This window comes from Intrasporangium sp., assembly GCF_035280925.1.
Classification (GTDB): Bacteria; Actinomycetota; Actinomycetes; order Actinomycetales; family Dermatophilaceae; genus Intrasporangium.
In genome coordinates, this window is sequence record NZ_DATEEY010000041.1 from 41,671 (window position 1) to 56,802 (window position 15,132).

15 protein-coding genes are annotated in these 15,132 nt (G+C 69.8%); 11 read left to right on the forward strand and 4 right to left on the reverse strand.

The genetic code is table 11. The features are described from left to right. Positions 1-8: 8 nt before the first annotated feature. From VJN29_RS04245 to VJN29_RS04260, 4 genes are all read left to right on the forward strand, one after another. Positions 9-1,019: an ABC transporter permease gene (locus tag VJN29_RS04245; RefSeq protein ID WP_324142336.1), complete on the forward strand. Its 1,011-nt coding sequence runs from the start codon at positions 9-11 to the stop codon at positions 1,017-1,019. A gap of 114 nt (positions 1,020-1,133) precedes the next feature. Then, complete coding sequence (locus VJN29_RS04250; protein WP_324142337.1) at positions 1,134-2,036, forward strand: ABC transporter permease; 903 nt, start codon at positions 1,134-1,136, stop codon at positions 2,034-2,036. Positions 2,037-2,053: 17 nt separating this feature from the next. Further along, positions 2,054-3,073 (forward strand): ABC transporter ATP-binding protein, encoded by a 1,020-nt coding sequence (locus tag VJN29_RS04255; RefSeq protein ID WP_324142351.1) that lies wholly within the window; start codon positions 2,054-2,056, stop codon positions 3,071-3,073. Continuing rightward, positions 3,070-4,251, forward strand: a complete 1,182-nt coding sequence (locus VJN29_RS04260; protein ID WP_324142338.1) for an oligopeptide/dipeptide ABC transporter ATP-binding protein — start codon at positions 3,070-3,072, stop codon at positions 4,249-4,251. Before VJN29_RS04255 ends, VJN29_RS04260 begins: the two co-directional genes overlap by 4 nt. Positions 4,252-4,266: 15 nt before the next feature. Here VJN29_RS04260 and VJN29_RS04265 read toward each other — a convergent pair whose 3' ends face one another. Further along, the gene (locus VJN29_RS04265) at positions 4,267-4,488 is read right to left on the reverse strand and encodes a hypothetical protein (RefSeq protein ID WP_324142339.1); all 222 of its coding nucleotides are present in this window, start codon (positions 4,486-4,488) and stop codon (positions 4,267-4,269) included. A gap of 276 nt (positions 4,489-4,764) precedes the next feature. Between VJN29_RS04265 and VJN29_RS04270 the strand changes: the two genes are divergently transcribed. Together VJN29_RS04270 and VJN29_RS04275 are read left to right on the forward strand one after the other, a co-directional pair. Further along, positions 4,765-5,469, forward strand: coding sequence for a DsbA family oxidoreductase (locus VJN29_RS04270; RefSeq protein ID WP_324142340.1), 705 nt, complete (start codon positions 4,765-4,767; stop codon positions 5,467-5,469). A gap of 124 nt (positions 5,470-5,593) precedes the next feature. Continuing rightward, entirely contained in the window at positions 5,594-6,580 is a 987-nt protein-coding gene (locus VJN29_RS04275; RefSeq protein ID WP_324142341.1) for an alpha/beta hydrolase, read from the forward strand. A 223-nt stretch (positions 6,581-6,803) separates the two neighbouring features. Here the strand turns inward: VJN29_RS04275 and VJN29_RS04280 are convergent, their stop codons facing one another. After that, complete coding sequence (locus VJN29_RS04280) at positions 6,804-7,220, reverse strand: hypothetical protein (RefSeq protein WP_324142342.1); 417 nt, start codon at positions 7,218-7,220, stop codon at positions 6,804-6,806. A gap of 142 nt (positions 7,221-7,362) precedes the next feature. On the opposite strand from VJN29_RS04280, the gene VJN29_RS04285 reads away from it, so the two are divergent. From VJN29_RS04285 to VJN29_RS04305, 5 genes are all read left to right on the forward strand, one after another. Next, the gene (locus tag VJN29_RS04285; protein ID WP_324142343.1) at positions 7,363-9,756 is read left to right on the forward strand and encodes an ATP-binding protein; all 2,394 of its coding nucleotides are present in this window, start codon (positions 7,363-7,365) and stop codon (positions 9,754-9,756) included. A gap of 77 nt (positions 9,757-9,833) precedes the next feature. Next, positions 9,834-11,546, forward strand: coding sequence for a serine/threonine-protein kinase (locus VJN29_RS04290; RefSeq protein ID WP_324142344.1), 1,713 nt, complete (start codon positions 9,834-9,836; stop codon positions 11,544-11,546). Positions 11,547-11,564: 18 nt separating this feature from the next. Further along, positions 11,565-11,945: an ArsR/SmtB family transcription factor gene (locus tag VJN29_RS04295; RefSeq protein WP_414654320.1), complete on the forward strand. Its 381-nt coding sequence runs from the start codon at positions 11,565-11,567 to the stop codon at positions 11,943-11,945. After that, positions 11,945-12,703, forward strand: coding sequence for a cation diffusion facilitator family transporter (locus tag VJN29_RS04300; RefSeq protein ID WP_324142345.1), 759 nt, complete (start codon positions 11,945-11,947; stop codon positions 12,701-12,703). The genes VJN29_RS04295 and VJN29_RS04300 overlap by 1 nt, the downstream gene beginning before the upstream one ends. Next, positions 12,703-13,620 carry a cation diffusion facilitator family transporter gene (locus VJN29_RS04305; protein ID WP_324142346.1) on the forward strand — a complete coding sequence of 306 codons (918 nt, stop codon included), beginning with the start codon at positions 12,703-12,705 and terminating at the stop codon, positions 13,618-13,620. The genes VJN29_RS04300 and VJN29_RS04305 overlap by 1 nt, the downstream gene beginning before the upstream one ends. A 46-nt stretch (positions 13,621-13,666) precedes the next feature. Here VJN29_RS04305 and VJN29_RS04310 read toward each other — a convergent pair whose 3' ends face one another. Then, positions 13,667-14,047, reverse strand: coding sequence for a VOC family protein (locus VJN29_RS04310; protein ID WP_324142347.1), 381 nt, complete (start codon positions 14,045-14,047; stop codon positions 13,667-13,669). Between the two features lie 58 nt (positions 14,048-14,105). Continuing rightward, positions 14,106-15,132 (reverse strand): asparaginase domain-containing protein (locus tag VJN29_RS04315; protein ID WP_324142348.1); only part of this gene is annotated, 1,027 nt, incomplete at its 5' end.

Consider the following 15,132-nt stretch of genomic DNA (forward strand, 5'->3'; position numbering starts at 1 on the left):
GCCTGACCATGTTGCGATACCTCGTGCGACGCATCATGCAGATGGGCGGTGTGGTCGTGGTCCTCTCGATCCTGCTCTTCATCTGGTTGCGGGCACTGCCCGGCGGCCCGGTCTCGGCCCTGCTCGGCGAGCGGTCCACCCCCGAGCGAGCCGCGGAGCTGACCCAGGCCCTCGGGCTGGACCAGCCGATCCACGTGCAGTACTGGAACTACGTCACCCGCATCGCCCAGGGTGAGTTCGGTCCGTCCACCGGTGTGCTCCCCGGCCGTGACTCCCTCGACCTGTTCCTCACCCGCTTCCCGGCCACGATCGAGCTCAGCATCCTGGCCATGCTGCTCGCCGTCACGGTCGGCATCCCGCTCGGCTACTTCGCCGCCCGGCGGAAGAACAGCTGGCTCGACAACCTGTCGGTCATGGGTTCACTCGTCGGCGTGGCGGTGCCCGTCTTCTTCCTCGCCTTCATGCTCAAGCACTGGTTCGCGGTCGAGCTCCAGTGGCTGCCGGTCTCCGGTCGCCAGGATCCGACGACGGACGCGACCCGGGTCACCGGGTTCTTCGTGCTGGACGGCATCCTCACGCAGGAGTGGGACGCGGCGTGGGACGCCTTCCGGCACCTCATCCTCCCCGCCATCGCCCTGGCCTCGATCCCCTTCGCCGTCATCTTCCGGATCACCCGGGCCTCGGTGCTCGATGTCGTCGAGGAGGACTACGTCCGAACCGCCAATGCCAAGGGCCTCACCTCGAGGGTGATCCGCGGCAGGCACGTCCTGCGGAACGCGCTGCTGCCCGTCGTCACGACGATCGGCCTGCAGACGGGGGCCCTGCTCGCCGGAGCGGTCCTGACGGAGCGGGTATTCAGCTACCCGGGAATCGGGCAGGCCCTGGCGTCGGGTATCGAGCTGCGCGACTACCCGGTCCTCCAGGTCCTCATCCTGGCCGCGGCCGCCATCTTCGTCGTCGTCAACCTCGTCGTGGACATCACCTATGCCGTCATCGACCCCCGCATCAGGACGAGGTGATCTGCCGTGAACGAGTCTCCTGAACAGACTCCTGAGGAAGCCCCTGACAAAGCCCCTGACAAAGCCCCTGAACAAGCCCCTGAACAAGCACCGGGCACCGTCACCACCGTCACAGTGGCGGATGCCGGCCGCGTCGCAGGCGGAGAGGGGCAGTCGCTCATCGCCAGCGCGTGGCAGCGGCTGCGCGGCAACCCGGTATTCCTCACTGGCGCCGCCATCACCCTGATCTTCGTCGTCCTGGCCGTCATCGGTCCGTGGATCGCCCCCCACGACCCGGCCGCGCAGCCCCTGCTCGACCAGGTCCGGCCCCAGAGCAACCCGGTCCCGGAGGCTCAGCCGGGCTTCCCGCTCGGCGGTGACACGGTCGGGCGGGACCTGCTGTCGCGCCTCCTCGTCGGTGCTCGCCAGACCCTCATCGTCGGTGTGCTCGCCACCGTGGGCGGCCTGATCGGCGGACTCATTCTCGGCACCCTCGCCGGCGCCATCGGCGGCAGGGTCGACACGGTCGTCATGCGCATCGTCGACGTCATGCTCTCGATCCCGGGCCTGATCCTGGCCGTCTCGATCGCGGCGATTGCGGCGAGCCCCAGCCAGACGACGGTCATCATCGCCATCGCGGTGGTGCAGATCCCGATCTTCGCCCGACTGCTGCGCGGGTCGATGTTGGGCCAACGGGCGAGCGACCACGTCCTGGCTGCCCGCGCTCTGGGCGTCCGGCCGCGCGCCGTGGTCTTCCGCCACATGCTGCCGAACTCGCTGGGCCCGGTCATCGTCCAGTCGACCCTCGTCCTGGCCACCGCGATCATCGAGGCAGCCGGCCTGTCCTTCCTCGGTCTCGGGAACCCCGACGACCGGCAGCCCGAGTGGGGGCAGATGCTCGGACAGGCCCAGCAGTTCGTTGGCGGCCACCCGCATCTGGCCATCTATCCCGCGCTGTGCATCATCGTCGTGGCCCTCGGCTTCACCCTCATGGGAGAGTCGCTGCGCGAGGCCCTCGACCCGAAGAGCCGGAGGTGACCGGGGTGTCCCAGACCATGGCGTCCACGAGCGCAGGCGACCGCCAGAGCTACCGCGGCGAGGAGCCGCTGCTCCAGGTGCGTGGCCTCACTGTCAGCTTCACCCGGTCGGGTGAGGAGCCCTTCACCGCCGTCGACGGCATCGACTTCGACGTCCGCCCAGGGCAGACCGTGGGCCTCGTGGGCGAGTCGGGCTGCGGCAAGTCCGTGACGTCGCTGGCGATCATGGGTCTGCTGCCCAAGCGCGGCAACCGGGTCGAGGGCGAGGTCCGCTTCGCCGGGACCGACCTGCTGCGGCTGTCCGACGCTGAGCTGCGCGACCGGCGGGGCAAGGACCTCGCGATGATCTTCCAGGACCCGCTCAGCTCGCTCAACCCGGTCGTCCCGGTCGGCCTGCAGGTGGCAGAGGTGCTCGAGCGGCACAAGGGCATGTCGCGCAAGGCCGCCATGGCCGTCGCCAGGGAGATGCTCGACAAGGTCGGCATCCCCGACCCGAGTCGCCGGCTGAAGGACTACCCGCACCAGATGTCCGGCGGCATGCGCCAGCGCGCCCTCATCGCCATGGCCCTGGCGTGCGAGCCGCGCCTGCTCATCGCCGACGAGCCGACGACGGCCCTCGACGTGACGATCCAGGCGCAGATCCTCACCCTCCTCAAGGACCTCGTCGAGGAGACGGGCACCGCCCTGATCATGATCACGCACGACCTCGGCGTCGTCGCCGGGCTGTGCGACGAGGTCAACGTCCTCTATGCCGGGCGCATCGTCGAGCGCGCCGAGCGGCACCCACTGTTCGAGCGCCCGCGCCACCCGTACACACACGGCCTGCTCGAGTCCATCCCCAAGCTCGGGGTCGGTCGCGGCGAGCGGCTCAGCCCGATCCCCGGCTCGGTGGCCGACAACCTGCCGTGGACGAGCAGCTGTGCCTTCACCCCACGCTGCCCCAACGCCATCGAGACGTGCCGGCAGCAGACGCCATCGCTGGTGGAGGACTACGGTCGAGCCCTGCGCTGCTTCAACCCCGTGGAGGTGAGCAAATGACCTCGACCGTGGACCCGGACCGCGACACGAGCGGGGCCGCGGCCGAGGCGGATCCTGATCGCCCGGACGTGCTCCTCGACGTCCGAGGGGTCAAGGTGCACTTCCCGATCAAGAAGGGCGTCATCTTCGACAAGGTCATCGGCCACGTGTACGCGGTCGACGGCGTGGATCTGCAGATCCGGCGCGGTGAGACGTATGGCCTCGTCGGCGAGTCCGGCTGCGGCAAGTCGACCCTGGGTCGGGCCATCCTCCACCTCGAGCCACTGACCGAGGGCTCGGTGCGCTTCGATGGCGTGGACATCGCGAGCCTCAGGGGCGAGGAGCTGCGCCGCAAGCGGCAGGACCTCCAGATGGTTTTCCAGGACCCGATGAGCAGCCTCGACCCGCGCCAGTCGGTCGAGTCCCTGCTCCTCGAGTCCATGAAGGCGCACGGCCTCGTCGAGGACGGCGCCTCGGCGAGCCGGCGCCTGCGCGAGCTGCTCGCCGCGGTCGGCCTGCCGCCCGCGGCGCTCAAGAAGTACCCGCACGAGTTCTCGGGCGGTCAGCGCCAGCGGATCGGTATCGCCCGGGCGCTGTCGGTCAACCCGAAGCTCATCGTCGCGGACGAGCCCGTCTCGGCTCTCGACGTGTCCGTGCAGGCCCAGGTCATCAACCTGCTCGAGGATCTCCAGGACGAGTTCGGCCTCACGTACCTCGTCGTCGCGCACGACCTCGCCGTCGTCCGACACATCAGCGACCGCGTCGGGGTGATGTACCTCGGGGCGCTCGCCGAGGAGGCGCCAGCCGGCGACCTCTACGCGCGGCCGCTGCACCCGTACACCCGTGCGCTGCTCTCCGCAGTGCCGGTGCCGGACCCGGTCGTCGAGGACCAACGGGAGCGGATCCTGCTGACGGGCGACCTGCCCTCTCCGGCGAACCCACCTTCCGGCTGCCGCTTCCACACCCGCTGTCCATGGCGTCAGCCGACCCGGTGCGACACGGAGCGACCGGCGCTGCGCGTCATCGACCTCGACGGCGTCCCCAAGGACCACCGGGTGGCCTGCCACTGGGCGGAGCAGATCGAGTCGGGAGAGCTGCGGCGGCACCAGGTTGAGGCAATCGCTGTCGAGCAGAAGGCGTTGGTCGACCAGGCGGACTCGCCCATCATGGGTCCGACCTCCATCGGCGAGATCGGCTGACGGGCCGGGGCGCTGTTACGAGGGGTGCCCCTCCGCGTCGGCCTCGGTCTCGGCGAACTCGAGGCCGTGCTGGGCGAGGGCCTCGGCCCAGACCTTCATCGCCTTCGGGCCGACCCCGTGCAGCGCGGCGATCGCCGACGCCGGATGGCGGGAGAGGTCCTGGAGCGTGCGGATCCCGGCTTCCTGCAGCGCGTGGTCGGCGGGGGCGGAGACGTGAGGCACCTCGAGGTCGCGCATGGCCGCTTCCCTTCGTCGGTCGGCTGTCCATCCATCATGCCCACTCGTGAGCGCAGAGCGCGCGGTTGGCTGGGAGCGAGCCCAGCGGCATACGGCATCACGTCTGTCCTGATCACGCGAAACGCCGGACACAGGAAGAGGTGCCACTCGCTCGGGGGTCCGAGTGGCACCTCTTTCACCCCCAACAGCGCACGAGAACCGGATCGCGTTACACCTTCGACCAAGATTTTCCTCGCCATCGGGAAGCAACCCCGGCCGTAAACAGTTGAATCTTGCATGAACGTCGACATCTGGTCCGATATCGCCTGCCCTTGGTGCTTCATCGGCAAACGCCGCTTCGAGAAGGCGCTCGCCGAGTTCCCGCACCACGACCAGGTGACGGTGACGTGGCACAGCTACCAGCTCGATCCCACGATCCCGGAGCAGTTCGACGGCAGCGAGCTCGACTATCTCGCGACGATCAAGCGGATGGACCCCAGGCAGGTACGCGGGATGCTCGACCACGTGACGTCCACCGCCGCGTCCGAGGGTCTCGAGTACGACTTCAACGGGCTCGTCGTCGCCAACAGCTTCGCGGCGCACGAGCTGCTGCACCTTGCCAAGGAGCACGGTGTTGCCGACACGGTCAAGGAGGCGCTGCTCTCCGCCCACTTCGAGAAGGGCCAGGACATCGGTGACCGACAGGTGCTGGTCGCCATCGGCGCCTCGGCCGGCCTCGACGCAACCGAGGTCAACGTCGCGCTCGAGAGCCGCCGCTACCGCGAGGCGGTCAACGACGACATCCGGCAGGCCCGCAGCCTCGGCATCCGGGGCGTGCCCTTCTTCGTCATCGAGAACAGGTGGGGCATCTCCGGCGCCCAGCCCTCCGAGCTCTTCTCGCAGGCGCTTGACCAGGCCTGGCGCGAGAGCAACCCGCTCGTCATGGTGCAACCGGACGGCGACGACGCTGCCGCCTGCGGGCCGGACGGCTGTGCCGTCTGAGCCACCGGGCCCCGCGGCATGTCTCGGTCGCGTCACGACCCGAGTGACGATGACCCCTTCCGGGCGGCACGCGGCGCTCCTCGGGTTACTGTTGAGTAAGCAGTTCGTGAGCTGAGGAGATGTCGTGACCCAGATCCGCCCGCAGGAGGTGGTCCTCCACGGCCACACGCTGTCGTACGTGGACAGTGGCTCGGGCGAGGCGATCCTGTTCGTCCACGGCCTGCTCGGCTCGCACCGAAACTGGCGGTATCTCGTCGACCGTCTCGACAACACCAACCGCGTCATCGTGCCGGACCTGTTCGGGCACGGCGCCTCCGAGAAGCACGAGGGGGACTACTCCCCCTCCGCACAGGCCGCCACCCTGAGGGACCTCATCAACCACCTGGGCATCGACCGGGTGACCATCGTCGGGCACTCCCTCGGGGGCGGCATCTCGCTCGCCTTCTGCTACCTCTTCCCGGAGCGGGTCGAGCGCCTGGTCCTCGTCGGCACCGGCGGGCTCGGCCGGGAGGTCAGCCCCGTGTTGCGGGCCGCCTCGCTGCCGGTTGCCGACTGGGTGCTGCCCATCATTGCCTCGCCCTGGGTGCGCGGTGGAGCAGAGATGGTCGGCCGGGGGCTCTCACTCTTCGGCTGGCGGGCGAGCCATGACATCCGCGCAGCCTGGGAGGGTTTCACCGAGCTGAGCGATGCCGATGCCCGCCGGGCGTTCCTGGCGACGACGCGCGCCGTCATGAACTCCCGCGGGCAGACCATCGCCGCCCACGAGTACCTCCTCGAGCTCGCTGCGCTCCCCGTCCTCGTGGTCTGGGGGACCAACGACATGGTCATCCCCATCGATCACGCGAAGCGCCTGAGCGAGGTCGCGCCGACGTGCCGCCTCGAGATCTTCGACGGTGCGGGCCACTTCCCCCACCTCGACCAGCCGGCCCGTTTCGCGGACGTGCTGCGGGACTTCATGTCGACCACCGAACGGCGCGACGGACCCCCGACCGGTTCGGAGCCGGCCGGCGGCTCCGAACCGGTCGCGGGACGCAGGGCACCGCGGCGCGCGCGGACCCGATCCCCTCGTCGACGGGGCTCTTCCACCACGCGGGAGGACCGCCCCGCCTGAGCCGTGGGCCGCGGCTGCGTTACACGCACGACATCGCGGGCCGCAATCGCGGGATCGGCCGCGCTTCGGTGAAGCCGGACGGGGCACCCGGACTGCTCCGGGTGCCCCGGTCCGCCCCCTGTGGATGCCTCGGCCCGACCGCCGTCTGCGTCCGCTCCGAGTCAGCGGCGTCGACGGCCCTACCCTGTGGCGCGGCCGGCGTGCGCCGGGGCCGCCCCCCCGATCAGGAGGCCTGGGCCGCGAAGAAGACGCCGACGATGGTGTCGCCGTACTTGGCGAAGAAGTGGTCGATGCCCTTGCCGTCCGAGGACTTGCTCGAGACCTCCGCGAGCTCGCCCTGCGAGCGCGGGATGGTGAAGCGCTCGAAGAGGGTGAAGCTCGAGGGCACGCCCTGGTCGGCAGCCATGGCCAGCGCCGTCTGGACCTGTGCATCCGTCAGGGCTGGGCCACCGAGGAACTCGTGGCCGCTGCGGAAGAGCTCCTCCAGGTGGAGCGTGTACCAGTTGGCGGAGTTGCTCGCCCCGGCGTTGCCCTGGGCCGAACGGTTGGCCACATAGCACTCGTGGGCGGATGCGGCGCCAGCGCCGATGCCGACCAGGCCCACGGTCAGGGCAAGGGTGGCTGCGGTCTTGCGAAACATGGTGGTGTCCTTTGATCCCGGCGCGTCCTCGTGATCGCGCCCTCCCGCGGGCAACTGTGGCGTGTCGATGGCGCCGAGGCCACAGACACTGTTCACACGATTTCGACTGTGCGAGAGGTGTGCGACTCCTAGACTCCCCGGCGTGGAGCGCGAGGTGGGACTGACCGACGGTGCGGCGCCCGGATCGCATTCGCACGAGAAGTTCGGCACGCTCCTGCGCCGCCTCCGGGAGGTCTCCGGCTGGACCCAGGAGGAGCTGGCCGAGCGCGCCGGACTCACCTCGCACGGCATCTCCGCTCTGGAACGAGGCGTGCGCTCGCGCCCCTACCCGCACACCGTGCGATCGCTGGCCGACGCCCTCGGGCTCGACGAGGCCGACCGCGCCAGGCTCCTGGCGTCCGCCGCCAGCCGAACGCCAACGCGCGCCGCGGGGCGACGGACCGGGACGCTTCGCGGACTACCGGCGCCGGTCACCCCCCTCATCGGCCGCGAGGCCGACCTGGCCGCGCTCGGGGGACTCCTCGACCAGCAGACGCGCCTGTTGACGTTGACCGGTCCGGGCGGGGTCGGCAAGACGAGGCTGGCGTACGCCGCTGCCAGCAACGCGGCGCACCGATTCCCCGACGGGGTGGTGGCTGTGCAGCTGGCCGCGGTCGAACAGGCCGCGCTGATGCTGCCGGCGATCGGACGCGCGCTGGGGGTTGCGGGCGTCGAGGTCGGTGGTGACGAGCCTGTCCTCAATGCACTGCGTGGGGCCGGCCTGCTGCTCGTCCTGGACAACCTCGAGCAGATCCCCGACGCCGGCTCAGTCGTGGCGGCCGTTCTCGAGACGTGTCCTTCGGTCGTCGTGCTCGCCACGAGCCGCGCTGCGCTGCGGCTGCGGGGTGAGAGCGAGTACGCCGTGCAGCCGCTCGCGCTACCCATGGAGGTACACGATCTGACCGCTGTCGAGGCCTCCCCGGCCGGGGCCCTGTTCCTGGCCCGTGCGCGGGCGGTGTCCACGGGCTTCGCCTCGACTCGAGCGGATGCGGAGGCAGTGGCCATGGTGTGCCGGCGGCTGGCCGGCATCCCCCTCGCTCTGGAGCTCGCTGCGGCTCGGGCACGACTGCTGTCGCCACGGATGCTCCTCGAGCGGCTCGGCGAGACGTCGGACCAGGGCGGTGCTCGGGACCTGCCCGAGCGGCAGCGGACGATGCGAGCGACGCTCGAGTGGAGTTATCGCCTGCTCTCGGAGGCGGAACAGGCGCTCTTCCGGCGCCTTTCGGTCTTCACCGGTGGTGGTGCCCTCGATGCGGTCGAGCGCGTCGGTGCTGACCTGCCGCAGGTTCTCGAGTCCTTGGAGCGCCTCGTCGAGCACTCCCTCGTCGTCGTCGCCACGCTGCCCGACGGGTCGGTGCGCTACACCATGCTGGAGCCGGTGCACCAGTTCGCCGCGGAACTCCTGACGGGTGACGAACGGGCAGCCACGAGCCGGCACCATGCACAGCACTACCTCGCGATGGCGACTGAGGCGGCGCCACACTTCGAGGGCGGCGGTGACCAGGTCCTCTGGCTCAAGCGGACCGACCAGGACGATGCCAACCTGGTCTCGGCCATCGAGTGGTGGATCCATCACGGTGACGGGGACACCGCGGGGCTCATGGTCTGGTCGGTGTGGCTCTACTGGTGGCTCAGGGGCCGGCTCCTGGAGGGGCGGCGGCTCGCTGAGGCGACGCTCGAGCTGTCGCTCGGACCGGCAACTCGCGTTCGGGCGCTGCTGGTGACCGCCTCGATGGCCTTTGCCCAAGGGCACCTCGAGCTCAGTGGCACGCGATGGCGGCAGGCGCGTGATCTGGCGCAGGCATCGGACGACCAGCTCGGCCTGTGCTTCGCCATCGCTGGAGTCGGCCTGGCCGCGCTGGCGCTGGGCGATCTCGACACGGCTGGGCCGGCGTTCACGGCGGTGCTCGAGACGGCGCAGGCCTGGTGCGGCCCCACGGACTGGGTCGTCGGCCTCTGCCATGTCTGGCTGGGAACCGTGAGCCAGCTCCGCGGCGACACGGCCGGGGCGGGGAGGCAGTGCGAGCTCGGCCTTGCGAATGCGCGCCGCCGAGGTGACCTGTTGACGACGTACGTCGCGCTGTACGGCCTCGTCCAGGCCGCTCTGGCGCAGCACCGGCTCGACGATGCCCGAGCGCTGCTCGCCGAGGGGATCGAGCTGTCCGCGCAGACCGGCGACCTCGCCAACCTGTCGTTCTTCCTCGAGAGCCTGGGGGTGGTGGAAGGATCGAGCGGACGTCACCTCCAGGCCGCGCAGCTGCTCGGCGTTTCGGACGGCCTGCGCGACCGGGTGGGCTCATCCGTGTACGGCTACTACCTGCCGGATCCCGCCCTGCGTGAGACGGCGGAACGGCAGGCCCGGGCCGCCCTCGGCGACGACGCCATCGATGCCGAGCTGCTCCATGGGCGATCCATGACGCCGGACGAGGCCGTGGCGGCCGCGGTGGCGCGCGCCGTGAGCGACGCCGACGAGACCTCACGGCGCAATACGGTGTGAGCCCACCACACGCAGGTGGGTAAGGGCCATGGGTCCGACCCGCGACACGACCGCGTGTGACGAGAGGGATCCCCGGAATGAGCCCCGACGATGTCGTCATCTCAGGGCGCTATGTCCTGCTCGAGCGCATCGGTCTCGGCGGCATGGGCTCGGTGTGGCGCGCGCACGATGAGCGCCTGCAACGAACCGTCGCCGTGAAGCTGTTGCACCTGCCTTCGGGCGCGAGCGAGTCCGAGGCTCGGGTGGCCAAGGAGCGGGCGATGCGGGAGGCCCGCATCACCGCCCGTCTCCACCACCCTCATGCGGTACCGGTCTTCGACGTCGTCGAGCACGAGGGGCAACCCTGCCTGGTCATGCAGTACCTCCCGTCCCGAACGTTGCAGGAGATGCTCGCCAAGAGCGGCACCCTGCCCGTCGACGAGGCCGCGCTCATCGGCGCGGAGGTCGGTTCCGCGTTGGCCGCCGCGCACGCCGTCGGAGTGGTGCACCGTGACGTCAAGCCGGCGAACATCCTCATCACCGAGGACGGATCGGCCAAGATCAGCGACTTCGGCATCTCGTACGTGCTCGGCGATGCCCGGTTGACCTCGACCGGCATGCTGACCGGCACGCCCGCTTATCTGGCGCCCGAAGTGGCCCGGGGTGAGCCATCCTCGACCGCGTCGGACGTGTACTCCCTGGGTGCGACCCTCTTCGCCGCCGTGGAGGGCTCGCCCCCGTTCGGGACGGACGAGAACCCGATGGCGTTGCTGCATCGGGTCGCCTCCGAGCCGCTGACCCCGCCCGCGAGGGCAGGCGCCCTCACGCCCGTGCTCCTCGCCATGCTCGAACGCGATCCCGCGACACGCCCCGCGATGGCAGAGGCAGTCGAGTGGCTCCAACGACTCGACCTGACGGCCCCGTTGGAGCAGCCAACCGCCCCGATCCCCCCAGTCACGACGATGCCGTTGCCGGCTGGTCCAGCTGGCGCACCGACACCACCGACGGTCGGGATGGGAACCCCCGCCGCGGCTGGACTGGCCGGCTCAGCCGGACTGGCCGGCTCGGGTGGACTGGCCGGCTCGGCCGGCTCCGCTCAAACCGCCGCGCCCACCAGCTCGTCTGCGTCTCCCCCGACGCCGTCGACCTCACCACCTGCCAACAGTGATCGCACAGACCGCCGCTCCCGCCGAGGGATCGCGGTGCTCGTCGCACTGGCAGCCATCGCGGCCGTTGGTCTCCTGGCCCTTCAGGCACTCCTTGGCAACGACGACCAAACCCCCGCTGCCGCACCGCCCACGACCTCCTCGGTCGCCGACAGCCCTTCGCCGTCCGCCACAGCCGTCACGACCAGCCCCACCGCCACGACCGAATCCGCCAGGACGACCAGGCCCGCCACCACGACGGCGGAACCCACGCCCTCCCCGCCAACCGCCACCAGGTCCCCCAGCGCGGTCCCCTCGGAGTCCCCGGCGGCAGGGCAACCCGAGGAGATCCGGTTGGTGCGGGCGCTGCAGGACTACTACGCCCTGATGCCTGATGACACCGATGAGGGCTACGCCCTCCTCACCGATCGGTACCGCAGCACCACGGCCGGCAGCGAGGAGTCGTACGAGGCGTTCTGGAGCGAGATCGAGCGCGTCAGCATCCGCGACTCCACGGCGACATCTGGCGGACGGGTCGAGGCGACACTCACCTACACGTTCGACGACGGTCGCGTGGTTGAGGAGCGGACGGCATATCGACTGGTGGAGCAGGACGGCACGCTCAGGATCGACAGCTCCACCGTCCTGAGCAGCCGAGAGCTCTAACGGCGATAGCATCGCTATATGACGATGCTGACTCGGGCTGCCACCGACTCCGTCCGTGCTGGGGCGTCCGCGCTCGATGCGGCGGCCTGCCTGTTCCACGGGTTCCAGGACCCATCGAGACTCGCCATACTTCAGCACCTGGCCCTCGGTGAGCACAGGGTGGTCGACCTGACCGCTCACCTCGGGCTGGCCCAGAGCACGGTCTCCAAGCACCTTGCCTGCCTCAAGGACTGCGGCCTCGTCAGTTCCCGGCCGCAGGGACGCGCATCGGTGTTCTCCCTCAACCACCCCGAGGCGCTGATGGACCTCTTCGCGGCGGCAGAGCGACTCCTCGGACTGACCGGGGACGCGGTCACGCTGTGCCCGCGGTACGGCATCACGGCCACCGAGAGCGCGTGATGACTGCCGACGATCGGGAACCGTGGCCGTCCCGGGCGCTGGGGGCGCGCAAGAGAATGCTGGCCCCGAACGTCCCCGGCTCGTCCACGCTCGGCGAGGCTGAGACCGAGCGGTTGACCCGTCGGGCACTGCGTCTGGCGCAGTTCACCGTCGCCTACAACGTCGTCGAGGGGGCCGTGGCCATCAGCGCGGGCCTGGTGGCGGGACTGGTGTCACTGGTCGGCTTCGGGTTCGACTCGGGAATCGAGTCGGCCGTCGCCGTCCTCGTCGGGCTTCGGCTTGCCGCAAGACTCCGGCACGGCGAGGCGGACCAGCGCAAGGAGCGAAGGACCCTGCGGGCGGTCGCCCTGACCTTCTTCCTCCTCGCGGCCTACGTGGGGTTCGAGGGCGTGCGGTCGCTGATGGATGACGAGCCGCCCGACCAGTCGGTCGTCGGCATCGTCCTGCTCACCGCGTCCATCATCGTCATGCCCGTCCTGGCCGCCGCCAAGCAGCGGGTGGCGCTCCAGCTCGGCGGTGACAAGCTCATTCTGGCCGATGCAGCGGAGACGAAGATCTGCGTGCTGCTCAGCGTCTCCACGCTCCTGGGCCTGGGCCTCTACAGCCTCACGGGCGCAACCTGGCTGGACCCCCTGGCCGGTTTCGTCATCGCAGCCTTTGCCGTGCACGAGGGCCGGGAGGCCTGGGAGGGCGAGCTGGTCGAGGACGACGACGAGCGGGACCAGCGACGCTCACGTCCGAGCGGGGAGGCGAGCTGATGGGCACCGGGCACGCCCATGGTCGTGGGGCTCCAGCTGGGCACGCCGGTGCTCGTCATCGGTGGCGGCTGCGGGTTGCCTTCGCCCTCATCGCCGCCTTCTTCGCGGTCGAGCTCGTCTTCGCGCTGTTGTCCGGGTCTCTGGCGCTGCTCTCCGACGCAGGCCACATGGCTTCGGACGTCGTGGCACTGGGCGCCGCGCTCGTCGCCACGACGGTGGCCACCCGCCCCGACTTCACCGGCCGGCGGACCTATGGGTCCTACCGAGCAGAGATCCTTGCCTCCGGCCTGGCGGTCCTGCTCATGCTCGGCGTCGCGTCCTACGTCGTCGTCGAGGCCATCGGACGGATCGGCGACCCGGTCGAGGTCCAGACCGGCCCGATGATCATTGTCGGAGCGATCGGACTGGGTGTGAACCTCGCGGCCCTGCTGCTCCTGCGCGGCGGGTCCACAGAGTCGCTCAACGTCAAGGGCGCCTACCTCGAGGTGACGGCTGACACAGCGGGCTCCGTGGGCGTGCTCGCCGCAGGATGGCTGGTCGCCGCCACGGACAACGCCATCTGGGACACCGTCGTCGCCCTGGCCATCGGGATCTTCGTCGCGATCCGCGCGGTGATCCTGGGACGGCAGGTCCTCGCGGTCCTCGCCCAGCACGTCCCCGACAGCGTCGACATCGACGAGGTCACCACCGACCTGGCGGCGATCCCGGGGGTCCGCGATGTGCACGACCTGCACCTGTGGACCCTGACGTCCGGGATGCTCGTGGCCACGGCGCACCTCGTCTCCGACGAGGGCGCCCAGACCCCGGACCTGCTCGAAGGGGCCAAGGAGGTGCTCCGCGACAAGCACGGTGTGCTGCACGCGACGCTCCAGGTCGAACCCGCGCGCAGCCGGGAGTGCCACGAGCTGGACTGGTGACCTGACTCGTCTGACGGAGGGGACCGGCGGGCACGATGGGTGGTTGCTAAGCCGGGCTCTCGTGCTGGGGAAAGCCACCGAGGCGGACGAGGTTTCCATGTGGGTCGATGATGTGGAACTCGACCGCACCGGATGGCTCACTCTCGGGGGCACTCATCCGAGCTGGCCCCGGCACCTCCAGCTGTGCCCACCCGGCGTGCACTTCACGCGCTTCGTCGGGGCTGTCCAACCTGACGTAGCACGCGACATCGTTCGTCCAGCGGTCGACCGCCTGATCGCGCCAGAAGTGCAGCTCGATGCCGAGGTCCTCGTGTCGCAGGATCAGGTAGTCCGGCCACCTCCCCCGAGCACCGAATCCGAAAGCCGCCCAGAACGTTGTCGTCGCGTCGAAGTCAGCACTGGGGAGGATTGGAATCGTCTCGGCCACGACACCAGTGTCACCTTCCACTGAGCTGGTCTGCACTGCGACGCCGGACACAAAGCCGCTATCGCGGTCGGGCCTGGCGGGTGAGCTCTCCAGCAGTGTCACGTTGCATCATCTCGGCGACCATCGTTGACTCGATGTCCTGACCGAGCAGAACTGCGAGCTTGGCGAGGGCGGCCTCCGTCGTCATGTCGTAGCCCGGCACGGCTCCGGCGTGCAGGAGCGCCGACCCGGTGGCGTATGCGCCCGGCTGCACCGATCCGCGGAGGCACTGGCTCACGACGACCACGACGATGCCATCCCTGGTAGCGCCGTCGATGACGGACAGGAACTCGCGGTCGTTCGAGGGTCCGTTGCCCGCGCCGTACGCCTCGAGTACGAGGCCCTGCAGAGGTGGTCTGCACAGGTTCGCCAGGGTTGACGCCGAGAACCCGGGAAACAGTCGCATCGCTGCGACGTTCCCCAGCTGCCCCGTCGTGATGCCCGGCTCTCCCCCGTCGGTGCGAACGAGGTCGCGATGAACGACAATGTCGATGCCGATCTCGGCGAGCGGCGGGAAACGTGGCGAGTCGAACGCATCGAGTCCCGAGGCATCGATCTTCGTCGCCCGGTTTCCGCGGAGCAGGAGCTCGCCGAAGAGCAAGGACACCTCCCGCACGTCGGAGCGGGCCGCGACCTCGAGCGCCCCGATGAAGTTCTGTCGTCCGTCACTGCGGGTTCGCGAGACGGGGATCTGCGAACCGGTGACGACCACGGGCTTGCCGAAGGACGGGAGCAGGAAGGAGAGCGCCGACGACGTATAGGCCATGGTGTCGGTCCCGTGCAGGACGACGAAGCCGGCATGGTCCAAGCGGTGCTCGTAGAGCACTCGAGCGATGGCACACCAGTCATCAGGGGTCGCGTTCGCGGAGTCGAGCGGCGGATCGAGTTCCAGGAACGCGATCGGCGGCAAGTCACCCCTCGAGCTCTCCACGATCCAGTCGAGGTAGGGACCCAGCGCACCCGCAACGGGAGCGTGACCATCAGGCGTGTCGACCATCCCGATGGTCCCTCCGGCGTGCAGCACGAACACGCTGTCGCTCATCGCA